The sequence below is a fragment of the Nocardioides pollutisoli genome (assembly GCF_040045055.1).
Classification (GTDB): domain Bacteria; phylum Actinomycetota; class Actinomycetes; order Propionibacteriales; family Nocardioidaceae; genus Nocardioides; species Nocardioides tweenelious.
In genome coordinates this window covers 1,273,444-1,295,397 of the sequence record NZ_JBDZDU010000001.1, presented here as the reverse complement: position 1 = coordinate 1,295,397, position 21,954 = coordinate 1,273,444, and the positions used below count along the sequence as shown (strand labels likewise).

At 71.7% G+C, this 21,954-nt stretch carries 20 protein-coding genes; 12 read left to right on the top strand and 8 right to left on the bottom strand.

The window, feature by feature from the left end:
- Positions 1 to 238: 238 nt before the first annotated feature.
- The 5 genes from ABLE68_RS06335 to ABLE68_RS06315 all read left to right on the top strand — a co-directional run bounded on the left by ABLE68_RS06335 (position 239) and on the right by ABLE68_RS06315 (position 2,530).
- Positions 239 to 754, top strand: coding sequence for a type II secretion system F family protein (locus ABLE68_RS06335; protein WP_425475646.1), 516 nt, complete (start codon positions 239 to 241; stop codon positions 752 to 754).
- Positions 751 to 1,464: a type II secretion system F family protein gene (locus tag ABLE68_RS06330; protein WP_348870467.1), complete on the top strand. Its 714-nt coding sequence runs from the start codon at positions 751 to 753 to the stop codon at positions 1,462 to 1,464. Before ABLE68_RS06335 ends, ABLE68_RS06330 begins: the two co-directional genes overlap by 4 nt.
- A gap of 144 nt (positions 1,465 to 1,608) precedes the next feature.
- Complete coding sequence (locus ABLE68_RS06325; protein WP_348870466.1) at positions 1,609 to 1,815, top strand: DUF4244 domain-containing protein; 207 nt, start codon at positions 1,609 to 1,611, stop codon at positions 1,813 to 1,815.
- On the top strand, positions 1,812 to 2,189 hold the full coding sequence (locus ABLE68_RS06320) for a TadE family type IV pilus minor pilin (protein ID WP_348870465.1): 378 nt from the start codon (positions 1,812 to 1,814) through the stop codon (positions 2,187 to 2,189). Before ABLE68_RS06325 ends, ABLE68_RS06320 begins: the two co-directional genes overlap by 4 nt.
- Positions 2,186 to 2,530: an Rv3654c family TadE-like protein gene (locus ABLE68_RS06315; protein WP_348870464.1), complete on the top strand. Its 345-nt coding sequence runs from the start codon at positions 2,186 to 2,188 to the stop codon at positions 2,528 to 2,530. Before ABLE68_RS06320 ends, ABLE68_RS06315 begins: the two co-directional genes overlap by 4 nt.
- Here the strand turns inward: ABLE68_RS06315 and ABLE68_RS06310 are convergent.
- Positions 2,527 to 2,826 carry a hypothetical protein gene (locus ABLE68_RS06310; RefSeq protein WP_348870463.1) on the bottom strand — a complete coding sequence of 100 codons (300 nt, stop codon included), beginning with the start codon at positions 2,824 to 2,826 and terminating at the stop codon, positions 2,527 to 2,529. The two genes, ABLE68_RS06315 and ABLE68_RS06310, sit on opposite strands and share 4 nt — an antisense overlap.
- 9 nt (positions 2,827 to 2,835) lie before the next feature.
- Positions 2,836 to 5,163: a DEAD/DEAH box helicase gene (locus ABLE68_RS06305; protein ID WP_348870462.1), complete on the bottom strand. Its 2,328-nt coding sequence runs from the start codon at positions 5,161 to 5,163 to the stop codon at positions 2,836 to 2,838.
- A 211-nt stretch (positions 5,164 to 5,374) separates the two neighbouring features.
- On the opposite strand from ABLE68_RS06305, the gene ABLE68_RS06300 reads away from it, so the two are divergent.
- Both ABLE68_RS06300 and ABLE68_RS06295 read left to right on the top strand, forming a co-directional pair.
- Positions 5,375 to 5,713: an STAS domain-containing protein gene (locus ABLE68_RS06300; RefSeq protein WP_348870461.1), complete on the top strand. Its 339-nt coding sequence runs from the start codon at positions 5,375 to 5,377 to the stop codon at positions 5,711 to 5,713.
- Positions 5,714 to 5,887: 174 nt separating this feature from the next.
- Entirely contained in the window at positions 5,888 to 8,245 is a 2,358-nt protein-coding gene (locus tag ABLE68_RS06295; RefSeq protein ID WP_348870460.1) for a sodium-translocating pyrophosphatase, read from the top strand.
- A gap of 54 nt (positions 8,246 to 8,299) precedes the next feature.
- Here the strand turns inward: ABLE68_RS06295 and ABLE68_RS06290 are convergent, their stop codons facing one another.
- Positions 8,300 to 9,784 (bottom strand): Ig-like domain repeat protein, encoded by a 1,485-nt coding sequence (locus ABLE68_RS06290; protein ID WP_348870459.1) that lies wholly within the window; start codon positions 9,782 to 9,784, stop codon positions 8,300 to 8,302.
- A 93-nt stretch (positions 9,785 to 9,877) separates the two neighbouring features.
- On the opposite strand from ABLE68_RS06290, the gene ABLE68_RS06285 reads away from it, so the two are divergent.
- Entirely contained in the window at positions 9,878 to 11,347 is a 1,470-nt protein-coding gene (locus tag ABLE68_RS06285) for a DUF7059 domain-containing protein (protein ID WP_348870458.1), read from the top strand.
- A 41-nt stretch (positions 11,348 to 11,388) separates the two neighbouring features.
- Here ABLE68_RS06285 and ABLE68_RS06280 read toward each other — a convergent pair whose 3' ends face one another.
- Both ABLE68_RS06280 and ABLE68_RS06275 read right to left on the bottom strand, forming a co-directional pair.
- Entirely contained in the window at positions 11,389 to 12,129 is a 741-nt protein-coding gene (locus tag ABLE68_RS06280; RefSeq protein WP_348870457.1) for a hypothetical protein, read from the bottom strand.
- Positions 12,126 to 12,653, bottom strand: coding sequence for a sigma-70 family RNA polymerase sigma factor (locus ABLE68_RS06275; RefSeq protein ID WP_348870455.1), 528 nt, complete (start codon positions 12,651 to 12,653; stop codon positions 12,126 to 12,128). The genes ABLE68_RS06280 and ABLE68_RS06275 overlap by 4 nt, the downstream gene beginning before the upstream one ends.
- 166 nt (positions 12,654 to 12,819) lie before the next feature.
- On the opposite strand from ABLE68_RS06275, the gene topA reads away from it, so the two are divergent.
- Complete coding sequence (gene topA, locus ABLE68_RS06270) at positions 12,820 to 15,525, top strand: type I DNA topoisomerase (RefSeq protein WP_348870454.1); 2,706 nt, start codon at positions 12,820 to 12,822, stop codon at positions 15,523 to 15,525.
- A gap of 27 nt (positions 15,526 to 15,552) precedes the next feature.
- Here topA and ABLE68_RS06265 read toward each other — a convergent pair whose 3' ends face one another.
- Together ABLE68_RS06265 and ABLE68_RS06260 are read right to left on the bottom strand one after the other, a co-directional pair.
- Positions 15,553 to 16,326 (bottom strand): hypothetical protein, encoded by a 774-nt coding sequence (locus ABLE68_RS06265; RefSeq protein ID WP_348870452.1) that lies wholly within the window; start codon positions 16,324 to 16,326, stop codon positions 15,553 to 15,555.
- Positions 16,327 to 16,480: 154 nt separating this feature from the next.
- Complete coding sequence (locus ABLE68_RS06260; RefSeq protein ID WP_348870451.1) at positions 16,481 to 17,422, bottom strand: type IV toxin-antitoxin system AbiEi family antitoxin domain-containing protein; 942 nt, start codon at positions 17,420 to 17,422, stop codon at positions 16,481 to 16,483.
- Between the two features lie 150 nt (positions 17,423 to 17,572).
- On the opposite strand from ABLE68_RS06260, the gene tmk reads away from it, so the two are divergent.
- The 3 genes from tmk to ABLE68_RS06245 are packed head-to-tail and all read left to right on the top strand — an operon-like array spanning position 17,573 to position 20,912.
- Positions 17,573 to 18,220, top strand: coding sequence for a dTMP kinase (gene tmk / locus ABLE68_RS06255; RefSeq protein WP_348870450.1), 648 nt, complete (start codon positions 17,573 to 17,575; stop codon positions 18,218 to 18,220).
- Positions 18,217 to 19,365: a DNA polymerase III subunit delta' gene (locus ABLE68_RS06250; protein WP_348870449.1), complete on the top strand. Its 1,149-nt coding sequence runs from the start codon at positions 18,217 to 18,219 to the stop codon at positions 19,363 to 19,365. Before tmk ends, ABLE68_RS06250 begins: the two co-directional genes overlap by 4 nt.
- Entirely contained in the window at positions 19,362 to 20,912 is a 1,551-nt protein-coding gene (locus ABLE68_RS06245) for an alpha/beta hydrolase (RefSeq protein ID WP_348870448.1), read from the top strand. The genes ABLE68_RS06250 and ABLE68_RS06245 overlap by 4 nt, the downstream gene beginning before the upstream one ends.
- Before the next feature lie 108 nt (positions 20,913 to 21,020).
- On the opposite strand, the gene ABLE68_RS06240 is transcribed toward ABLE68_RS06245, so the two are convergent.
- Positions 21,021 to 21,950 (bottom strand): TauD/TfdA dioxygenase family protein, encoded by a 930-nt coding sequence (locus tag ABLE68_RS06240; RefSeq protein ID WP_348870446.1) that lies wholly within the window; start codon positions 21,948 to 21,950, stop codon positions 21,021 to 21,023.
- Between the last annotated feature and the right edge of the window lie 4 nt (positions 21,951 to 21,954).

The window sequence follows — 21,954 nt, the reverse complement described above, 5'->3', positions numbered from 1 at the left end:
GGTCGCCGCCGCGCTCCTCGTCCGTCCGCCGGCGCGGCTCCGGAGTGGCCGTGCCGGCGGTGCGCCGCCGAGCCGGGTCGGCCTGCTGGCCCTGGCCAGCGGACCGGTGGTCGTGGCCTTGGTCGTGGCCCCGCGGCTCGGGCTGCTGGTGCTCGTGGCCGGCGGCGCTCTGGTCGCGGCGGGCGCACTGTGGCGACGTCGCCTCGCGCGCCGGTCGGCCGCCGCCGTCTCCGCCCAGGTGCTCGAGACCTGTGAGCTGCTCGCTGCCGAGCTGTCCGCCGGACAGCCGCCCGGGCAGTGCCTCGACCGGGCCGCGACGGCCTGGCCGCCGCTGGGTCCCGTCGCGGAGGCGTTCCGCGTCGGAGCCGACGTCCCCACGGCGCTGCGTGAGCTCGCCGACGATCTGGCCGGTGCGCGCGACCTCCGCGTGGTCGCGGCCGCCTGGCAGGTTGCGCACCGCACCGGCGCCGGGCTCGCCGCAGCGGTCGACCGGGTCGCGGAGTCGCTGCGCGCCGCGGGAGCGACCCGGCGCGTGGTGGCCGGCGAGCTCGCGTCTGCCCGGGCGACCGCGCGCCTGGTGGCCGGCCTTCCGGTGCTCGCCCTCGCCATGGGCTCGGGCGCCGGCGGCAATCCGTGGGGCTTCCTGCTCGGCACACCGCCCGGGTTGGCCTGCCTCGCGGGCGGTCTCGCGTTCGGGTTCGCCGGACTCTGGTGGATCGAGGCGATCGCCCGGTCCGCCGAGGAGTCCGCATGACGCCGTGGATCCCGGTCGGCTGTGCAGCCCTCGCCGCCGCCCTGCTGGTGCCGGTCCGGGTGGTGCTCACCGAGCCCCGGACGGCTGCGCCCGCGACGGAGGCACCCGGCTGGCTGCACCGCCACCGGCTGCTGTGGTGCCTGCTGGCCGGAGCCGGCGCGCTGGTCTTCGTGCAGGGCCGGGCGGGCCCGGTCGCGGGGGCGGTCGCGGGGGTGGCCGCCTGGGTGCTGATCGGGCGTGCCGAGCCGGCGCACGTGCGCGCCCGCCACGACGCCGTACGCCGCGACCTGCCGCACGTCGTCGCGCTGTTCGCCGCCACCCTGCGCGCCGGTGCGGCTCCGTCCGACGGCATCGCGCTCGTCTGTGCTGCCCTGCCGGGCGCCGCCGCCGATCGGTTGGCGGTCGTCGCTGCCCGGCTGTCGCTGGGTCTCGACCCGGTCCAGGTCTGGTCGTCGCTCGCCGACGACCCGCAGCTCGGGCGGCTCGGCCGGGCCCTCGCGCGCGCCCAGCACTCCGGAGCCCCGGTCGTCGCCGCCGTCGAGCGGCTCGGCGTCGAGCTCGAGCGCGCCGCTCGCGCCGACACCGAGGAACGCGCGCGAGCGGTCGGCGTCAAGGCCGCCGTACCCCTCGGTCTGTGCCTGCTCCCGGCCTTCGTCCTGATCGGCATCGTGCCGCTCGTCGTGGCCCTGCTCGCCAGCCTCGACCTCTAGGCACGTCGGCCCACCAACCATCCACCGGATCCCCTTGCTGCACAGGGATCCACAGCGACGGAGACCGGACCTGCGCGTCGCTGCGAGATCGCCGAGGGTCGTCGCCGACGGGCCGCATCGGGCGGCCGGCAACCAGGAGGACCCATGTCACTGCGAACGCTTCACCAGTCCCGCCGGATCGCTCGGACGGCCCGCGACGAGCGCGGCATCACGACCGCGGAGTACGCCGTCGGGACGGCAGCCGGCGCCGGCCTGGCCGGTCTGCTCTACAAGCTGCTGACCGGCGGCTTCGGCGACCAGCTGCTCAAGACGCTCTTCGACCACGTCCTCGGGCTCCTGGGCATCGGGTGAGCCCGCGACCTGCTCGCCGCCGCGACCAGCGTGGTGCCGCGACCGCCGAGCTGGCGATGGTGCTCCCCCTGCTCATCGCCGTCACGATCGGGCTCGTCTGGCTGCTCGCGGTCGGGGCGGCCCAGGTCCGCGCGGTCGACGCAGCCCGGGAGACCGCACGGGCGGTCGCGCGGGGGGACGACACCTCCGCGGCCGTCGCTCGCGGCGAGCAGGTCGCACCACCCGGGAGCCGGGTGACCGTCTCCGACGCCGGCGGTCGGGTCACCGCAGTCGTGACCGGGCGGGTCACGGGTCCGGGCGGCCTCTTCGGGGCGCTCCCCGGGGTGACGGTCTCCGCGCGAGCGGTGGCCGCGACCGAGGACTCCGGCCCATGACCCCGCGTGGGGAGCGCGGCTCCGCGGTGCCTTTCGCGATCGCCTGCATCGGCCTCGTCCTGCTGCTCGGCGCGGCGCTGGGCGTCGTCACCGCGATGGTGCACGCCCACCGGAGCGCCCAGTCCGCGGCCGACCTGGCGGCGCTGGCGGTCGCCGACGCCGTCGGCTCCGGGAGTGACCCGTGCGCTGTCGGTGCGGCGGTCGCCGCCGCCAACGAGGCGCGGCTGGTCACCTGTGCGGTGGACGGTCGCGAGGCGAGGGTCACCGTGCAGGTCGAGGGACCGCACTGGCTGGGCCAGGTCGCCGACCTGGCCGCGGAGGCGCGAGCAGGCCCGGCCTAGAGGGAGCGGTCGCCGTTCTCCTGGTTGTCCTCGCGCTCGTGGGCGTCGCGCTTGTCGAGCTTCTCCGAGAGGTCGTCGAGCCGCTTGGACTCGCGACGCTGGCGCAGGTTCCGCTTCGTGCCCCACTTCGTGAGGCTGAAGCCCCACAGGATCGCGACGCCGCTGCCCAGACCGATGAGGTAGAGCGCCAACGCGCTGGTGTCGACACCGAGCAGCTCCGCGCTGCCGTGCGAGGTGAAGACCGCCGCGACGACGGCGAGCGCACCGACCAGCATGAGAAGCAACCCCAGGACCATGTCGGAACCCTAGGGCGCGCCGAGCAGCAGGTCGAGCAGGCCGACCGCGCCTGCCTTGTCGAGCGGGTTGTTCTGGTTGCCGCACTTGGGCGACTGGATGCACGACGGGCAGCCGTCGTCGCAGGCGCAGGAGTCGATCGTGTCGCGGGTGGCGGTGAGCCACTCGCGGGCGGCCCGGAAGCCGCGCTCGGAGAACCCCGCGCCTCCCGGGTGGCCGTCGTAGACGAAGACAGTGAGCACGCCGGTGTCGGCGTGCCGGGCGGTCGAGACGCCGCCGATGTCCCAGCGGTCGCAGGTGGCGAAGAGCGGCAGCAGCCCGATCGAGCAGTGCTCGGCGGCGTGCGCCGCGCCGGGGAGGTCGGCGGTGGCGAAGCCGGCCTCGGCCAGGACGTGGTCGGGCACGGTCCACCACACCGCGGTGGTGCGCAGGGTGCGTTCGGGGAGGTCGAGCGGCTCCTCGCCGAGCACCTCTCCTCCGGGCTGTCGACGGCGGAGGTAGGACACCACCTGGTGGGTCACCTCGACCTCGCCGAGCGACAGCCGGCAGTCGCCCCACCGGGCATGCTCACGCTCCTGCGCGATCGAGATGTCCGTGATCTCCCGGGCGGTCGTCGAGTAGTCGGGCTCGGCCCGGGCGATCACCGCCACGTGCTCGTCGAGGTCGAGCGACTGGACCAGCCAGGTGTCGCCGCGGTGGACGTAGACGGCTCCCTGGTGGGCCGTCCCGTGGGCGCTGGACGCATCGACCGTGCCGATCACGCGGCCGGTGTCCGCCTCGACGAGCTGGACCGGTGCGCCCCCGGTCGAGCGGATGTCGGCGAGATCGCTGGCTCGACCGCGGTCGGTCCAGAACCACCCGCGCGGCCGGCGCCGGAGCAGGCCACCCTCGGTCAGCGCGTCGACCACCTCACGCGCCGTGGGCCCGAAGAGCGGCAGGTCGGCGTCGGTGAGCGGCAGCTCCTGGGCGGCGGCGCAGAGGTGCGGACCGAGCACGTGCGGGTTGGACGGGTCGAAGACGGTCGCCTCGACCGGCTTGCCGAGCAGCGCCTCGGGGTGGGTCACGAGGTAGGTGTCGAGCGGGTCGTCGCGCGCGACCAGGATGCCGAGGGCATCGCCGCCCGAGCGGCCGGCGCGGCCGATCTGCTGCCAGAACGCGGCACGGGTGCCCGGGAAGCCCGCCATCAGCACCGCGTCGAGCCCGCTGATGTCGATGCCGAGCTCGAGCGCGTTGGTCGCTGCCAGCCCGATCAGCTCGCCGCGCCGGAGCTGCTCCTCGATCGCGCGGCGTTCCTCGGGCAGGTAGCCACCGCGGTAGGACGCCACCCGCCCCGGCAGGGACGGGTCGACCTCCGCCAGCAGCTCGGCGGTGGTCATCGCGACCTGCTCGGCGCCACGCCGCGAGCGGATGAACGCCAGCGTGCGGACGTCCTCGGCGACCAGGTCGGCGAGCAGGTCGGCGGTCTCCGAGGAGGCAGCGCGGCGCACCGGGGCACCGTTCTCCCCGGCGTACGACGTGAACGGCGGCTCCCACAGCGCGAGCGCGACCTGGCCGCGCGGCGACCCGTCCCGGGTCACCGCGAGGACGTCGAGCCCGGTCAGCCGGTGGGCGGCGACCTCGGGCTCGGCGACGGTCGCGGAGGCGAGGACGAATGTCGGCGTCGCGCCGTACGCCGCGCACACCCGTCGCAGCCGGCGGAGCACGTGGCTGACATGGGCCCCGAAGACGCCGCGGTAGTGGTGGCACTCGTCGACCACGACGTACTGCAGCGAGCCCAGGAAGGACGCCCACCGTGCGTGGCCGGGGAGCAGCGAGCGGTGGAGCATGTCGGGATTGGTCAGGACGTACTCGCCGTGGGCCCGGGCCCAGTCGCGCTGCTCGTGGCTGCTGTCGCCGTCGTGGGTGGTCACCCGGACGTCGAGACCCAGGGAACCGATGCCGGCGAGCTGGTCCTGGGCGAGCGCCTTGGTCGGCGCGAGGTAGAGGACGGTCGCGCCGCGCCGCCCGCGCGGACCTCGGGACGTGCGGATGGCGGAGAGCGCCGGCAGCTGGTAGCCGAGGCTCTTGCCAGACGCGGTGCCGGTCGCGAGGACGACGTGCTGACCGAGGTGGGCCGTGTCCGCGGCCGTGATCTGGTGCGCCCACGGCCGGTCGACGCCGCGTTCACGGAAGGCGGCGACGACCGCGGGGTCGGCCCACTCCGGCCAGCTCGCGAGCACCGCCGGACGGGGCGGCAGGACCTCCAGGTGGCGCAGCCGGTCCTCCCGACCGGGCACCGAGGCGAGCCGGTCGACCAGGCCCGACACGCCCGGAGAGCGGGTGGGGGGTGCCGGGTTCACGCGTCCCATCCTTGCCGACCGCACCGACGCTGCGGGACCCAGGCGTGCGGTGGGGGAGGTGCACGTCGTAGTGTCCAGGGGCGCACACGAGCCGAGACTGTGGGCTACTTTGTGCGCGGGACAGTGCGAGCGTGGTTTCATTGTCCAGGCTGATGTCGGGGTGAAGACCGCGACGACCGGCCGACCGATCGAACGGCTCCGGGAGACCTAGGTGGATCTGACTCTGACGACGCGCGACGCCGGTGGCAAGACCATCGTTGCCGTCGGTGGCGAGATCGACGTCTACACGGCGCCCAAGCTGCGGGACAAGATCACCGAGCTGGTGGCCGCTGGCGTCTACGAGATCGTGATCGACATGGAGGAGGTCGAGTTCCTGGACTCGACCGGCCTCGGTGTCCTGGTCGGCGGACTCAAGAAGGTCCGCGCCCACGACGGTTCGCTGCAGCTGGTCTGCAACCAAGACCGGCTGCTGAAGATCTTCCGGATCACCGGACTCGCGAAGGTCTTCGTGATCCACGAGTCGGCCGACGCCGCGCTCGCCAGCAGCTGACCTCTCCCAGCAGCTCCTCCCACGCGTAGGTCCGTCGGACCGGCGCGTCCTCCTGCCTGCCCACACTGACGACTCGCCGTGTGGCGCGGGTCACATGTCCGTGCTCTCCCAGGCGTGCGCATGCGTAGACTCCGGCCCGTCCGTGAGATCTGCATCACTCCCAGGAGGAATCGCATGACGGGGATCAGTCCCGCAGTCGTGGACCTCACCGGAGGCAACCTCGTTCTGGTCATCGTCGTCGCACTGATCGCGCTGGGCGCGCTTGCGATGGCTGCGATGTTCCGTCAAGAGGTACTCGCCGCCGGTGAAGGCACCGACAACATGAAGAACATCGCGCAAGCGGTGCAGGAAGGCGCCAACGCCTACCTGACGCGACAGTTCCGGACGCTCGCCATCTTCGCGGCGATCGCCTTCTTCGCGTTGCTCGCACTACCTGCCGATGACGCCACGGTCCGGATCTTCCGGTCCGTCTTCTTCCTCGTCGGCGCCGGCTTCTCCGCCAGCGTGGGGTACCTCGGCATGAACCTCGCCGTGCGCGCCAACCTGCGGGTGGCTGCGGCCGCCAACGAGCAGGGCCGCGAACCCGCCATGCGGATCGGTCTGCGGACCGGCGCGATGGTCGGCATGCTCACCGTCGGCCTCGGCCTGCTCGGCGCCAGCATCGTGGTGATCTGCTTCCAGGACGAGGCGCCCAAGGTGCTCGAGGGCTTCGGCTTCGGCGCCGCGCTGCTCGCCATGTTCATGCGCGTCGGCGGCGGCATCTTCACCAAGGCTGCCGACGTCGGTGCCGACCTGGTCGGCAAGGTCGAGCAGAACATCCCCGAGGACGACCCGCGCAACGCGGCGACGATCGCCGACAACGTGGGCGACAACGTCGGCGACTGCGCCGGCATGGCGGCCGACCTCTTCGAGTCGTACGCCGTGACGCTGGTCGCCGCGCTGATCCTCGGCTCGCAGGTCTTCGGCGACAAGGGCCTGGTCTTCCCGCTGCTGATCCCCGCCATCGGCGCGCTGACCGCGGTCGCCGGTGTCTACCTCACGAACCCGAGGGTCGGCGAGAACGGCCTCACGACCATCAACCGGTCGTTCTACCTGTCCTCGGCGATCGCCGCCGTGGCGAGCGTGATCGTGTCGTTCGTATACCTGCCGAGCAGCTTCGCCGACTTCGGCCTGCTCTACGCCCGCTTCGACGGGGACCCGCGGATCATCGCCTCGAGCGCGGTGGTGATCGGCATCGTGATGTCGGCCGGGATCCTGGCCCTCACCGGCTACTACACCGGCACCGAGTACCGACCGGTCAAGGACGTCGGCAAGACGTCGCTCACCGGTGCGGCCACGGTCATCCTCTCCGGCCTCTCGGTCGGTTTCGAGTCCGCCGTCTACACGACGCTGGTCATCGGAGCGGCCGTGTTCGGGGCCTACCTGTTGGGTGGTGCGGCGCTGACCGTCTCGCTCTTCGCGGTGGCCCTCGCCGGCACCGGCCTGCTGACCACCGTCGGCGTCATCGTCGCGATGGACACCTTCGGCCCGGTATCCGACAACGCGCAGGGCATCGCGGAGATGTCGGGCGACGTGAGCCCGGAGGGCGCGCAGATCCTGACCGAGCTCGACGCGGTCGGCAACACGACCAAGGCCATCACCAAGGGCATCGCGATCGCGACGGCGGTCCTCGCAGCCACCGCGCTGTTCGGCTCCTACGCGACCTCGGTCGCCGAGGCCCTGGTCAAGGCACAGCCGTCGGCGAAGGAGAGCAACCTGCTCGACTTCGCGGTCTTCAACCCGGCCGTCCTGGTCGGCGTGCTCCTCGGTGCGGCCGTTGTCTTCATGTTCTCGGGTCTGGCGATCAACGCCGTGGCCCGGGCAGCGGGCGCGGTCGTCTACGAGGTCCGCCGCCAGTTCCGGGAGATCCCCGGGATCATGGAGGGCACCGGTCGTCCGGAGTACGGCAAGGTCGTCGACATCGTCACCAAGGACTCCCTGCGTGAGCTGATCACGCCGGGCATCCTGGCGGTGCTGGCGCCGGTCGCGGTCGGCTTCGGCCTCGGCGTCACCGCACTTGCGGGCTTCCTGGCCGGCGCGATCGGCACCGGCACCCTGATGGCCGTCTTCCTCGCCAACTCGGGCGGTGCCTGGGACAACGCGAAGAAGCTGGTCGAGGACGGCAACCACGGCGGCAAGGGCTCGGACGCCCACGCGGCCACGATCATCGGCGACACCGTCGGCGACCCGTTCAAGGACACCGCCGGCCCGGCCATCAACCCGCTCATCAAGGTGATGAACCTGGTCTCGCTGCTGATCGCCAGCGCCGTCGTCTCGATGAGCGTCGGCAAGGACCAGCACGACGTGCTCCGGGTCCTCATCGCCCTGGTCTGCGTGGCGATCATCGCCGTCGCGGTCTACATCTCCAAGCAGCGCGAGGTCATGCTCGGTGACGACGACTCCGGGTCGTCGGCACCGCCGCCGCCTCCGCCGCCGGTCGCGGAGACGGACCCGGCGCCGACGCAGCAGTTCGGGGCGCCGACCCAGCAGTAGAGATCGATCGACGACGTCGACCCGCCCGAAACTTTCGGGCGGGTCGACGTCATTTCACTTCTTCTTCGGCGGCTTCACGACCGTCAGCCTCACGACCTTCGAGCTGGCGCCTGCGACGGTCGGCGACCCGGCGTACACCGCCTTGAGCTGGTGGACCCCCGGCTTGAGTCCGCTCAGCTTCAGGGTCGAGCGGCCCTTCGAACCCGGCTTCAGCGCGACCGTCTTCAGCTTCTTCTTCCCGTCGAAGACCGTGATCGTGCCGACCGGCACCACGCCGCGAGACGCCGTGACCACCATCGTGAGCGCGGCCTTCTGCCCCTGGGCCACGGTCTTCTTCGCGAGGGTCGCGCCGACCGTCGAGGCCAGCTTGGCCACGGTCACCGACGCCGTGGTGAACTTCCCCGCCTTGTACGCCGGCCGGGTCGCCGTCACGGCCACCGCGAGCGCCCGGCCGATGTCGGCGGTGGTGACCTGATAGGTCTGGGCGACCGCACCGGAGATCGGGCTGGTGCCCCGGAACCACTGGTAGGTGTAGGTCGGCATCCCGCTGCCCTCGGCCCCGCCCGTCCACTGGCCGGGGTCGGCGGTGAGCAGCTTGCCGACCTTGCCGGTCCCGGTGATCCGGGGCTTCATCACGAACTGGATCGCGTCGCCGACCAGGGGCGTCACGGGGTCGCTCGTGAGCGTGCTGTCGGTGTAGCCCTGCTTGTGGCCGGTCACAGCGACCGCGACGGAGTGACCGAAGTCGGCGGCGACCAGCGCGTACGACGTGGTCGTGGCACCGCCGATCGGCGCGCCGTCTCGCAGCCACTGGTAGCTGTTGGTCGCGTCGGACGGGTCCCAGGTCGGGCCGCTCAGGGCGAGCGTGGTGCCGATCTTGCGGCTGCCGGTGACCGTGATGTCACCCGCGGGCGTGAGCGCCGGCTCGGTGGCCAGCGGGATGTTGAGCGCGTTGCTGACCACGGCGAGCATCGGCACGCCGGCGAGCGCTCCGGTCGCCTGGACGGCGAGCGCGTGGCCCGCGTCGTCGAGCGTCGGGACGTACGTCGGGTCGCCGGCGCCGGGGATCGGGGTGCCGTCGCGCAGCCACTGGTAGGTCGTGGTCACGCCGGGCAGGCTCCAGACCGGGGCCGTGACGGTGACCAGCTGGCCGACCGCGGCCTGGGTCGGCAGGCCCAGCCCGCTCAGGAGCGTGAGGACGTCGGTGACCTCCGTCGGCGTCGTGCCGGGCGACGAGGTGGGTGAGGTCGTCCCCGTCGGCAGGGTGGGCAGCGTGGGCAGCGTCGGCAGCCCGGTGGTCGCTCCCGAGGTCGGGGACGAGCTCGGCGACCCGGTCGGCGAGGACGTGGTCGAGGACGTCGCCGTCGGGAGCGTCGGCAGGGTGATCGTCGGCAGCGTGATGGTGGGGACCGGGAGCGGTGGCAGCCCCGCCCCGGCCGCGGCAGATGCCTGCAGCACGAGCGACGATCCCCAGGTCAGACCACCGGCGACGAGAGCCGAGACGACGACTGCGCCGACGGCGCGTGTGAGTGTCCGCATGAGCGCTGTGATGCCCGTCACGAAGCGCCGTGAATCCGCTGGCCTAGACAGGTGGAGGCGACGCCCAGCCGTCACCGTCCTAGGCTCGCACTCGTGACCCCGTCCACGATCTCGACCCTGCCGCAGCGACTCAGGGCTGCGCTGGTCATGGCGGGCTTCACGTACGACGGCGTCGCCGAGGTGCTCGGCCCGGAGGCCCACGCGGCCCTGTCGCGCAACGAGACCACGCCGGCCCTGCGGATCACCCAGGACGGCTTCCCGGTCGAGACGCTGATCCGCCTCTTCCTGCTCCAGACCCCGGTCGCGCTCGACGCCGCCGAGCGGGCGCTGCCGGGCCTGGTCGACCGCCTGGCCGTCGAGGGCTTCCTCGAGCAGACCGTCGGCGAGGTCGCGGCGCGCCTCGACGTCCGCCCGTACGCCGCCGACCGCGACCACCTCTGGGTGGTCAGCGACCTCACGCCAGGACTCGACGGCGGTCTCAGCCGGGTCAGCCCCGACCACGTGCTCGGGATCAGCTCGGCCTCCACGTCGCTGGCTCAGCTCACCCTGCGCGAGCCGGTCGGCCGGGCGCTCGACCTCGGCACCGGCTGCGGCGTCCAGGCGCTCCACCTCGCCGCCCACAGCGACCTGGTCGTCGCGACCGACGTCAACCAGCGGGCGCTGCGGCTCGCGCGGTTCAACGTCGAGCTCAACGACGTACGCACCCCGGTCGAGGTCCGCGACGGCTCGTTCTTCGACCCGGTCGCGGGTGAGCGCTTCGACCTGATCGCCACCAACCCGCCGTTCGTGATCTCCCCGGCCACGGGTGAGCGGCTCGTCTACCGCGACTCCGGCCTGCCGGGCGACCGCGTGGTCGAGGACATCGTCCGGGCCGCGCCCGACCACCTCACCGAGGGTGGCTGGTGCCAGGTCCTCGCCAACTGGGTGATCCCGGCGGGGGCGTCGTGGCAGGAGCGGCTCGGGTCCTGGGTCGCCGACGACTGCGACGCGTTCGTGGTGCAGCGCGAGGTCATCGACCCGGCGTCGTACGTCGAGCTCTGGCTGAAGGACGCCGGCCTGCACGGCTCCGCCGACTACCTGGTCCGCTACGACACCTGGCTGTCCTGGTTCGAGGACCAGGGCATCGAAGCGATCGGCTTCGGGTGGATCAACCTGCGCCGCTCCGGCGTCGCCGACCCGGCCCGCGAGTTCCTCGAGTGGCCGTACGACGTCGAGCAGCCGATCGCCCCCGCGATCGGCGACTGGGCGGTCTCGCACGACGCGCGGGTCGACCTCGGCTCCCGGTTGGTCGTGCGCTCCGACGTACGCCAGGAGACGGTCGGTGCTCCCGGCGCCGAGGACCCGGAGGCCGTGGTCCTGCGCCAGCAGCGTGGGTTGCGCCGTGCCCGTCAGGCCGACACGGTCGAGGCCGCGCTGGTCGGCGCCTGCGACGGCGAGCTCAGCGTCGGCCAGATCCTGGACGCGCTCGCGCAGCTGCTCGACCTCGACGCCGTCGAGGTGCGCGACACCTACCTGCCGGCCGTGCGCGAGCTGGTGGCCGAGGGCTTCCTCACTACTTCCTGAAGGCGATGTCGAGGTCGCTGCGCGTCGTCAGGCGTGGGTCGCTATCCCAGCGAGCCGGCGATGTCGAGAGTGTGCTTCTCGACCTCGCTGCCGAGGGTCATGTCGACCTCGAGGCGCAGCACCGGCTTCGGCGAGCAGGACGCCTCCAGCACCCGGATGGTGCCGGACTCGCCGCCCGCGGTGCTGGCGACCTCGTTGCCGTCCGTGTCGGCCATGAACAGGATCACGGGGGAGTCGTCCGTGCTGGAGTTCGCACCCTCCTCCCAGGCGTTCGGGAACGTGAAGGTCTGGTCGCCCTGGATCTTGTCGATGATGCCTTCGAAGGTGACGAACGGCTGGACGGCCCGGAGGTCCTTGTTGTCCCCGTTGTCGTCGACCGGGCCGCTCAGCTCGATCGGGCTGAACATGTAGATGTGCCCGGGCTGGTCGACGACCGACTTGCCATAGGCCTCTGCCGGCTTGCAGCTCACCGTCACGTCGTCGAAGGCGTACGTCGAGCCGTCGGGGCGGGTCATCACGAGGGTGCTGCCCTGGCCGCCGGTCGGGTCGGTCGCGATGTCGTTGCCGTCGGGGGCGTCGCCACCGCTCAGCACGAGCACGGACCCGACCAGCGCCAGGGCGGCCACGCCGCCGGCGCCGGCGGTCGCTGCTCGCCGGCGCCGACGTCGTACGACGATCCGCCGGCCGATCCGCTCGGCGGCGTCCATCGGGGGAGCGAGGCTGTCGTCCAGGCTCCGGTAGGCGGCCTGGATCTCGTCGTGGAAGGGGTCGGTGATGCTCATGCTCGGTTCACGTCCTCTCGGTCGATCAGGCGGTCGAGCACGGGTGCGTGCTCACGTGCGTGCTGGCGGAGCCGCTCGGTCCCGCGGGACAGCTGGCTCTTGACGGTTCCTTCCGAGCAGCCCATCCGCTCGGCGATGCCGCGGACGTCGAGGTCCTCGACGTAGCGCAGGGCGAGCGCCGTCCGCTGGCGCGGGCTGAGCGTCGCCAGCGCCTCGACCAGCCACGGCTCGAGCTCGCCGGTCACGTCGACCGGGGCGTCCTCCGCGGGGTGGCCGAGCAGGGGCAGCTCGCGACGCAGGCGCCGGATCCGGTCGATGTTGAGCCGCACCATCACGGTGCGGGCGTACGCCGCCGGCTCGTCGAACCGCATCCGGCCCCACCGCTCGCCCAACCGGGCGAGCGTCTCCTGGGTCAGGTCCCAGGCGTCGTGGGGGTTGGCGGTCAGGGCGTGCGCGAAGCCGAGCAACGGCCGTGTCTGCGCCGCTGCGAACTCCGCGAAGTCCTGGTGCTTCCCATCGTCCATGAATTCGGCCTCCGAGCCACCGTGATCGCCTCTCACCTACTCTGCAATGACGGGTGGCCCGCTCGAAACGTTGAGGGTCGCCGGGAATGTGTTGTTCGCCGTACGCGCTACCGTGTTCGGCCGTGGGCTCCCTCATCGGGCGCCCACCCCCCGCACAGCGAAGGAAATGACAGGTCCAGTGGCACACAAGTTGGTGATCGTCGAGTCCCCGGCGAAGGCCCGCACGATCGGCGGGTACCTCGGTCAGGGGTACGTCGTCGAGTCCTCCATCGGCCACATCCGCGACCTTCCGAACAACGCTGCGGACACTCCCGCGAAGATCAAGGACAAGCCGTGGGGCCGGCTCGCCGTCGACGTCGAGAACGGCTTCGAGCCCTACTACGTCGTGCCGCGGGACAAGAAGGCGCACATCTCCAAGCTCAAGGGCCTGCTGAAGGACGCCGACGAGCTCTACCTCGCCACCGATGAGGACCGCGAGGGCGAGGCGATCGCCTGGCACCTCCTCGACGAGCTGAAGCCGAAGGCCGGCATCCCGGTCAAGCGGATGGTCTTCCACGAGATCACCAAGCAGGCGATCCTCGACGCCGCCGACAACCCGCGCGAGCTCGACATGGACCTGGTCGAGGCGCAGGAGGCCCGCCGGATCCTCGACCGTCTCTACGGCTACGAGGTCAGCCCGGTCCTGTGGAAGAAGGTCATGTCCGGCCTGTCCGCCGGTCGCGTGCAGTCCGTCGCGACCCGGCTGGTCGTCGACAAGGAGCGCGAGCGGATGGCCTTCCGCGTCGCGTCGTACTGGGACCTCGAAGGCACCTTCGACGCGGGTGCGACCAAGGACCCCCGGATGTTCCCGGCCAAGATCCACTCGATCGACGGCGCCCGGGTCGCGAGCGGCTCCGACTTCGGCCCCGACGGGCTGCTGAAGTCGAAGAAGGACGAGCGCGTCCACCTCGACCGCCAGGAGGCCGAGGCGCTGTCGGCCGCACTGCAGGACACGACGTTCGACGTCCGCTCGGTCGAGGCCAAGCCCTACCGGCGCTCGCCGTACGCCCCGTTCCGCACGACCACCCTCCAGCAGGAGGCGAGCCGCAAGCTCGGCATGAGCGCGTCGGTCGCGATGTCGGTCGCGCAGCGGCTCTACGAGAACGGCTTCATCACCTACATGCGCACCGACTCCACCACCCTCTCCGGTGGTGCGGTCGACGCCGCGCGCTCCCAGGTGCGGGAGCTGTACGGCGCGGAGTACCTCCCCGACGCCCCGCGCACCTACGCCAGCAAGGTCAAGAACGCCCAGGAGGCGCACGAGGCGATCCGGCCCGCCGGCGAGTCCTTCCGCACCCCGGCGCAGACCGGCCTCACCGGCGAGCAGTTCCGTCTCTACGAGCTGATCTGGATGCGCACCGTCGCCTCGCAGATGAAGGACGCCGTCGGCCAGTCGGTCTCGATCCGGATCGGTGGCGCGTCCGCCGACGGTCGCGACGTCGTCTTCGGTGCGTCCGGTCGCGTCATCACGTTCCACGGTTTCCTGCGGGCGTACGTCGAGGGCACCGAGGGCGGCAAGCGCAGCGACGACGACCAGGTGCCGCTGCCCGACCTCCACGAGGGCGACGCCGTCACCGCTGCCTCGATCAGCGCCAGCGGACACGAGACCAAGCCGCCGGCCCGCTACACCGAGGCCACGCTGATCAAGGAGCTCGAGGACCGCGAGATCGGTCGCCCCTCGACGTACGCCTCGATCATCGGCACCATCCTCAACCGCGGCTACGTCTACAAGAAGGGCACCGCCCTGGTGCCGGCCTGGCTGGCCTTCTCGGTCACCCGGCTGCTCGAGGAACACTTCCCGCGGCAGATCTCCTACGAGTTCACCGCCGGCATGGAGGACGTCCTCGACGAGATCGCGGGCGGCCGCAAGGACCGCAGCACCGAGCTCGGCGAGTTCTACTACGGCTCCGACACCGTGACCGGGCTCAAGCCCCTCGTCGACGGCCTCGGTGACATCGACGCCCGCGAGCTGGCGACCTTCCCGGTCGGCGACGGCTCGAGCGGGATCAACCTGCGCGTCGGCCGCTACGGCCCCTACCTCGAGGGTCCCGACGACGAGGGCAACCCGATCGGCAAGCGGGCCAACGTGCCCGACGACCTGCCGCCCGACGAGCTCACCCTCGAGAAGGCCAAGGAGCTGCTGGCCAACCCCTCGGGTGAGGAGATCGAGCTCGGCGTCCACCCCGACTCCGGGCTGCAGATCGTGGCCAAGAACGGCCGCTTCGGTCCCTACGTGACCGAGGTCTTGCCGGAGGACGCCCCCAAGAACGCCAAGGCCCGCACCGGCTCGCTCTTCAAGTCGATGTCGCTCGACACGATCAGCCTCGACGACGCCCTGCAGCTGCTCTCGCTGCCGCGCGTGGTCGGCCAGGCCGAGGACGGCGAGGACATCACCGCGCAGAACGGTCGCTACGGTCCCTACCTCAAGAAGGGCACCGACTCCCGCTCGTTGGTCTCCGAGGACCAGCTGCTGACGATCACCCTCGACGAGGCGCTGCGGATCTACGCCCAGCCCAAGCAGCGCGGTCGCGCCGCGGCCGCCGCGCCGCTCAAGGAGCTCGGCGAGGACCCGGTCTCCAAGCAGCCGGTCGTCGTGAAGGCCGGCCGCTTCGGCGAGTACGTCACCGACGGCGAGTACAACGCCACCCTCCGCAAGGAGGACTCGGTCGAGTCGATCACCATCGAGCGCGCCGCCGAGCTGCTCGCCGAGCGCCGCGCCAAGGGTCCCGCGAAGAAGGCCGCCAAGAAGGCGACCAAGAAGGCCCCTGCCAAGCGCGCCGCCAAGAAGACCGCGAAGAAGACCACCAAGAAGGCCGCGACCAAGAAGTCTTGACCTCGGTCTTGTTCGCCCGAACCTGGGTTAGTCCGCTTCAGTGACGGTGAATGCGCGAGCGAACCACGGAGGGTCCAGTCGCATCACGCCTCGAGTCGTCACCTCATAGGCACCTTCTTCCGCGTCCGCGAGTACTTGTCGGACGTCCGCGGACACGTCGGTGAAGTCACTTGCGAGGCCGATCGGCACGACGCCGACTCGATCGCCCGCCCAGGAACCGACGAGCGGGTGCCAGCTTCGCAGGTCGCCGCCGCCACGGCTTCCGCCTCGGTTCGAGGCTGCCAGTACGGCGGCCAGCGCCGTGGTCACGCCGCCGAGGCCGCCGTTGGCGGCGGCTAGATGGAGATCGCGGCTGTCGCCGAATTGTGCGGGATCGAGGACCTGTTCTCGGTCGAGATTGGCAGCCACGACCTCAACGCCTGCAGGGGCGACTGGGTCGACAGGGTGCGCGTCCCACAGCTCGACGTTGCCGGACATCCTCGTTGTGAAGGTGCTGACACCACGCTCGACCAGCACGGACCGGGCGACTTCTGCGGCAGTGTCGAAGTAGTCGTAGAACGCCGTGCCGTCGATGCCTGTCGCCGAGACGACCTCGGGAGGCAGGTCGTTCGGCCTGCCCTCGTAGCCCAAGATGGCGATCCGATCACCGCACCATGCTTCACGGCCGAGTAGTAGCCACACGGCCGCCATCGCGGTCCCCGAGCTCTGCCCGAACTCGCAAAGCTTGTCCAGCACGCCGACGTCCGTCGGCTCGATCGCCATGCGCTGCGTCAGGTTGATGATGCGGTGGTAGTGACCCATGGTGCCCCCGTCGCTCTGAGTCCCGGCCTTTCAAGCGGGAGGTCGGCACGGTAACGAGGTGGCTCGGTCGACCGTCGCCGATATCCACAGGCCTCGCTCGACGCCACCCACCGTTGTCGAAGTGTGGTTGATCCGATGCACCAGGTGCATCGGATCAACCACACTCCGGGCAGTGGGCGAGGGACCCCAGCCATCCCCGTCCCTGGAGGACCAGGGCGAGCCGGGAAGCGGTGCGACAGGGTCGGTCGAAGACCTGGCCCCACGAGAGCCGGATGGTCAAAGAGCCATCGGCTGCCGTGCTGTCGAGGTCGCGGTCCATGTCGCGGTCACGCCGTGTCGCGGAATCGTGGAAGAGACGGCCGTCGAGCTCGACGACGACCCCGAGCTCCGCGTAGTCGACGTCGCGGAGCGTGAGCACCCCTGCGTGCCGATGGCTTGCCTGGCGCCGGCCCGCTGGGAGTCCATGAGCGCGCTGGACGTGGGACAGGTACCCCTGCTCGAGGACGGAGCAGGTGCCGGCGGCTACGTCGTCGAGGACGCCCGAGATCCAGGCCCGACGGGCCTGGCGCGGCCGATCGGCGAGCGTCGCCACCAGACGCTGGGCGGTCGACCGACGAGAGCCGCACGCATCCGCGAGCACCGCGATCGCCCGCAGGTCCGAGCCGGCAGCGCCTGCGACATCGAGCACCGCGTGCTCGTAGCGCACCCGCGGCGGTCCGAGGTTCCACCGCACACGGTCGTCGAAGCCTGCGATCCGATGGATGCGTACGCCGGGAGGCTGGACGAGACGTCGCTCCCGGTCGACCGCGACATGCATGACGTCCTCGTCGCGGTCCCGACGGCCCGGGCCCTCCGCCGCCCGGAGTGCGGATTCGTGGGTCAGGGCCGCGGGCCAGGAGAACAGCACCGCCGCCCACGCCCGCTGGTGCCAGGTCAACGGCCCGGTGTGCTCGGCGTACACGCCGGGATGGACCCGTGCCAGCTCACGGCGTCGGACCATGCGAGCGATCGCCGGCAGGCCGATGTCGTGCTCCAGCAGCTGCCGACGGGCGATGACGCCGTCCTGGCTGCGGAGTGTCTCGGCAAGCGGGTCCATCACCCGAGGATCGGCCCCGCCCGAGTCGACCCAAACCGGACGCCTGTGGACCTGTGGACGACCGAGGTCGGCACCCCCACCTAGGCTGTGCGTCGTGATCTCACCCCACGAAGCCGCTCGCTTCGCTCACGCCTCCGCGGGGACCCCGGAATGAGCAACGGGGTCTACGCCGAGACGGGTGTCTTCGTCTGCTTCGAGGGCGGCGAGGGGTCGGGCAAGTCGACCCAGTCCGGGATGCTGCGCGACTGGCTGCAGGAGCAGGGGTACGCCGTGCTGCTCACCTTCGAGCCCGGCGACACGGTCGTCGGGCGCGAGCTGCGGCGGATCGTGCTCAGCCCCGAGACCGGGCAGCTCTCCGACCGCACCGAGGCGCTCCTCTACGCCGCCGACAAGGCCGAGCACGTCGACACCGTCGTCCAGCCGGCCCTCGACCGGGGCGACGTCGTGATCACCGACCGCTACGTCGACTCCACGCTCGCCTACCAGGGCGCCGGCCGCTCGCTGGTCGTCGAGGAGGTCGAGCGGGTCGCCCGCTGGGCCACCCACGACCTGCGCCCGCACGTCACCGTCGTGCTCGACCTCGACCCGCGGCGCGGGCTGAGCCGGTTCGCCGGGCGCGACCGGATCGAGGGCGAGTCGATCGAGTTCCACGAGCGGGTGCGCGACGCGTTCGTCGAGATGGCCGAGGCCGACCCGGAGCACTACCTCGTGCTCGACGCCCGGGCCGAGGTCGACGAGATCGCGGCCGCCGTGCGCGAGCGGATCACCCCTCTCCTCGACCAGGCGAAGCGCCGATGACGGTCTGGGACGAGCTGGTCGGCCAGCGCAAGGTCGTCGAGGTGCTGTCGGCCGCCGCCGAGGGCAAGGGCATGAGCCACGCCTACCTGTTCGTCGGTCCTCCGGGCTCGGGCCGCTCCAACGCCGCGGTCGCCTTCGCGGCCGCGCTCCAGTGCGAGCGCGCGGGCTGCGGCGAGTGCCACGAGTGCCATACCGTCCTCGCCGGCAGCCACGCCGACGTCGCCATGGTCCGCACCGAGGGCCTCTCGATCGGCGTCAAGGAGACCCGCGACCTGGTCCGCCGCTCGGCCCTCGCCCCGGTCGGCAAGCGCTGGCAGATCATGATCGTCGAGGACGCCGACCGCCTCACCGAGCAGGCGTGCAACGCGCTGCTCAAGGCGATCGAGGAGCCCACGCTGCGCACCGTCTGGATCCTCTGCGCGCCCACGGTCGAGGACGTGCTGCCGACCATCCGGTCCCGCTGCCGCCTGGTCACCCTCACCACGCCCACCACCGACGACGTCGCCGCGTTCCTCGTCCGCCGCGACGGCGTGCCGCCTGCGGTCGCGTCGTACGCCGCCCGCGCCAGCCAGGGCCACATCGGCCGGGCCCGCGCGCTCGCTCGCGACGAGGACACCCGCAACCGTCGCCGCGAGGTCGTCGCCATCCCCGCCCGGCTCACGTCGTTGGGCGCGTGCATGAGCGCTGCGTCGAGCCTCAGCGAGGTCACCAAGGAGGAGGCCGACCTGATCACCGGCGAGCTCGCCGTGCGCGAGAAGGCCGACCTCGACTCGGCGTACGGCGTGGTCGAGCGCGGACGCCGGCCGCGGGAGTACGCCCCCGCGCTGCGTGACCTCGAGAAGGACCAGCGCACCCGAGCCAAGCGCCGCCACCTCGACGTCATCGACCGTGGCCTGATGGACCTGGTCTCGGTCTACCGCGACGCGATCGCGGTCTCGACGAGGGCCCAGGGGTCGCTCATCAACGAGGAGATCCGCAGCGACGTCGAGCTGCTCGCCAGCTCGTCGACGCCGGAGACCCAGCTGCGCCGGATCGCCGCGATCTTCGAGGCCCGCGAGCAGATGCTCGAGTTCAACGTGCCGCCGATGCTGGCCCTGGAGTCGATGATGCTCGCGCTCGTCGCCCCGGAGGTCCGCTCCCGGTGAAGCGGCTGGTCGTCGTGCTCCTCGTGGTCGCGATGCTGCTTGCCGTGGGTGGGACCGCAGCGCTGGTCGCCCTGGGTTCGGGGTCCGAGCAGGGCGCGCCCCTGGACGCACCCACCACGACCCCCGAGCCGGGCGCCACGACACCGCCGAGGCCCGCCCTCGCGCCGTTCTACTCCCAGCAGCTGACCTGGACGCAGTGCCGCACGACCGACCTCTGCTCGACGCTCACCGTGCCGCTCGACTACCGCCACCCGACCGGCGACACGATCGAGCTCGCGCTGCTCAAGGTCCCGGCGGCCCACCCCGCCGACCGGATCGGCTCCCTCGTGGTCAACCCCGGCGGGCCCGGTGCGCCCGGCACCGACTACGCCGCCAACGCCGACAAAGTCTTCCGCGCGCCGCTCCTCGACGTCTACGACATCGTGGGCTTCGACCCGCGCGGCACCGGCAGCAGCAGTCCGGTCGACTGCCTCAGCGACGGCGACCTCGACACCTTCCTGGCCCGCGACCCGGATCCCGACACCGCCGCCGAGGCCGACGACTACATCGCCGCCAACCAGGCCTTCTGGCGCGGCTGCGCAGAGAAGTCGGGGAACCTGGCCGCACACATCACCACGATCGAGGCCGCCCGCGACATGGACGTCCTGCGCGCGACGCTCGGCGACTCCCAGCTCGACTACCTCGGAGCGTCGTACGGCACCCAGCTCGGCGCGACGTACGCCGACCTCTTCCCCGACAAGGTCGGACGGCTCGTCCTCGACGGCGCGATCGACCTCTCGCTCGGCACGCTCGAGCTCGGGCTCCAGCAGGCGGCCGGCTTCGAGACCGCCCTGACCAGCTATCTCCAGCACTGCGTCGACGCGGGCAGCTGCTTCCTCGGCGACACCGCCGAGGCGGGCTCGGCCCGGATCACCGACTTCCTCGACCAGGTCGACGGGCAGCCGCTCGAGACGACCCTCGGTGACCGGGTGCTCACGGAGGGCATCGCGACGACCGGCATCGCCTTCACCCTCTACAACAAGAGCTTCTGGCCCTACCTCACCCAGGCGCTGCAGGACGCCTTCGACGGCGACGGCACCCTGCTGCTGAGGCTCGCCGACAGCTACTCCTCTCGCGGGCAGAGCGGCTACCTCGACAACTCGCTGGAGGCGTTCCCGGCGATCAGCTGCCTCGACGACCCGAGCGCGATCTCGGAGTCGGAGGTGCCGGCCGCGATCGCGAGGTACGAAGCGGCCTCGCCGACCTTCGGCCGCGGCTTCGCCTGGGGTGCGACCAACTGCGGCGGCATCCAGGTGCGCGCGACCGAGCACGACCGGGTCATCGACGCGAAGGGCGCCGCGCCGATCGTCGTCATCGGCACCACGCGCGACCCGGCGACGCCGTACGACTGGGCCGTCCACCTCGCCGCCCAGCTCGACTCCGGTGTCCTCGTGTCGCGCGACGGCGACGGTCACACGGCCTACAACGAGGGCAACGCGTGCATCGACTCGGCGGTCGAGGACTACCTGGTCGACGGCACCGTGCCTAAGGACGGGTTGTCCTGCTAGCGGAGACGCGCTAGCGGATCCGCTGATGGTGGTCGAGCGTGTCGAGACCGACATGACGGAGCCCCCGGGGAGGGTGCGTTCCCCAGGGGCTCCCGAACGGGGGGACCGCTAGCTGATCAGCTCGTCGATCCGGGTGTAGGCGTCGGAGTCGCCGGCGACGACGCGGCTGGTGCGCCCGTCGATGCCGACCGGTACGTCGCCCGCGACGGTCACGCGGCGCACCTCGCGCCGGTGGTTGTCGAAGTCCGCGACCGCGTAGTGCTGGGTGGCTCGGTTGTCCCAGACCGCGACGTCGCCCTCCTGCCACTGCCAGCGCACGGTGTTCTCCAGCTTGGTGACGCGGTTCTGCAGCAGCTGGAAGATCGCCGAGGACTCCGAGGTGTTGAGGCCCACGAACTTCTTCACGAAGTGGCCGAGCAGCAGGCTGCGCTCGCCGGTCTCGGGGTGCACCCGCACGACCGGGTGCTCGGTCTCGTAGTAGGTCGAGCGGAACTGCGTGCGGTCGAGCGCGTCGCGGTCCTGACCCTCGTTGTCGTCCTCGGAGTCGCGGGCGTAGTCGAACGTGTTCGTGTGCGAGGCCCACAGCCCGTCGACCAGCGCCTTCAGCGTCGCCGGGAGGGCGTCGTACGCCGCAGCCGTGTTGGCCCAATTGGTGGTGCCGCCGTACGGCGGGATGGTGACGCCCCGCAGGACGCTGAAGGCCGGCGGCCGGTCGACGAACGTGACGTCGGTGTGCCAGCTGTTGGCAGCCATGCCCTGCGTCGCGGCCAGGCTCAGCACGTGGGCGCTGCCGGTGTTGACGGTGGGGTGCGCGGTCGTGAGGGTGCCGAGCTGCTCGGCGAAGGCGATCTGACCCGCGTCGTCGAGGTGGTCCTGCCCGCGGAAGAAGACGACCTTGTGCGCGAGCAGCGCGGCGCGGATCGAGGCGACGGTCTCCCCGCCGAGGTCGGCGCCGAGGCGGACGCCGTCGATCTGGGCGCCGATCCGCCCGCCGAGCCGCGCGACGGACAGGATCTGGGGGCGATCGATAACTGTCATATGT

What these genes read in the sequence shown, in the direction of transcription:
- ABLE68_RS06330 (WP_348870467.1), top strand. Translation starts at nt 751, where the DNA reads ATGACGCCGTGGATCCCGGTCGGCTGTGCAGCCCTCGCCGCCGCCCTG.
- ABLE68_RS06325 (WP_348870466.1), top strand. Translation starts at nt 1,609, where the DNA reads ATGTCACTGCGAACGCTTCACCAGTCCCGCCGGATCGCTCGGACGGCC.
- ABLE68_RS06315 (WP_348870464.1), top strand. Translation starts at nt 2,186, where the DNA reads ATGACCCCGCGTGGGGAGCGCGGCTCCGCGGTGCCTTTCGCGATCGCC.
- ABLE68_RS06310 (WP_348870463.1), bottom strand. Translation starts at nt 2,826, where the DNA reads ATGGTCCTGGGGTTGCTTCTCATGCTGGTCGGTGCGCTCGCCGTCGTC.
- ABLE68_RS06295 (WP_348870460.1), top strand. Translation starts at nt 5,888, where the DNA reads ATGACGGGGATCAGTCCCGCAGTCGTGGACCTCACCGGAGGCAACCTC.
- ABLE68_RS06290 (WP_348870459.1), bottom strand. Translation starts at nt 9,784, where the DNA reads ATGCGGACACTCACACGCGCCGTCGGCGCAGTCGTCGTCTCGGCTCTC.
- ABLE68_RS06280 (WP_348870457.1), bottom strand. Translation starts at nt 12,129, where the DNA reads ATGAGCATCACCGACCCCTTCCACGACGAGATCCAGGCCGCCTACCGG.
- ABLE68_RS06275 (WP_348870455.1), bottom strand. Translation starts at nt 12,653, where the DNA reads ATGGACGATGGGAAGCACCAGGACTTCGCGGAGTTCGCAGCGGCGCAG.
- topA (WP_348870454.1), top strand. Translation starts at nt 12,820, where the DNA reads ATGACAGGTCCAGTGGCACACAAGTTGGTGATCGTCGAGTCCCCGGCG.
- ABLE68_RS06265 (WP_348870452.1), bottom strand. Translation starts at nt 16,326, where the DNA reads ATGGGTCACTACCACCGCATCATCAACCTGACGCAGCGCATGGCGATC.
- ABLE68_RS06260 (WP_348870451.1), bottom strand. Translation starts at nt 17,422, where the DNA reads ATGGACCCGCTTGCCGAGACACTCCGCAGCCAGGACGGCGTCATCGCC.
- tmk (WP_348870450.1), top strand. Translation starts at nt 17,573, where the DNA reads ATGAGCAACGGGGTCTACGCCGAGACGGGTGTCTTCGTCTGCTTCGAG.
- ABLE68_RS06250 (WP_348870449.1), top strand. Translation starts at nt 18,217, where the DNA reads ATGACGGTCTGGGACGAGCTGGTCGGCCAGCGCAAGGTCGTCGAGGTG.
- ABLE68_RS06240 (WP_348870446.1), bottom strand. Translation starts at nt 21,950, where the DNA reads ATGACAGTTATCGATCGCCCCCAGATCCTGTCCGTCGCGCGGCTCGGC.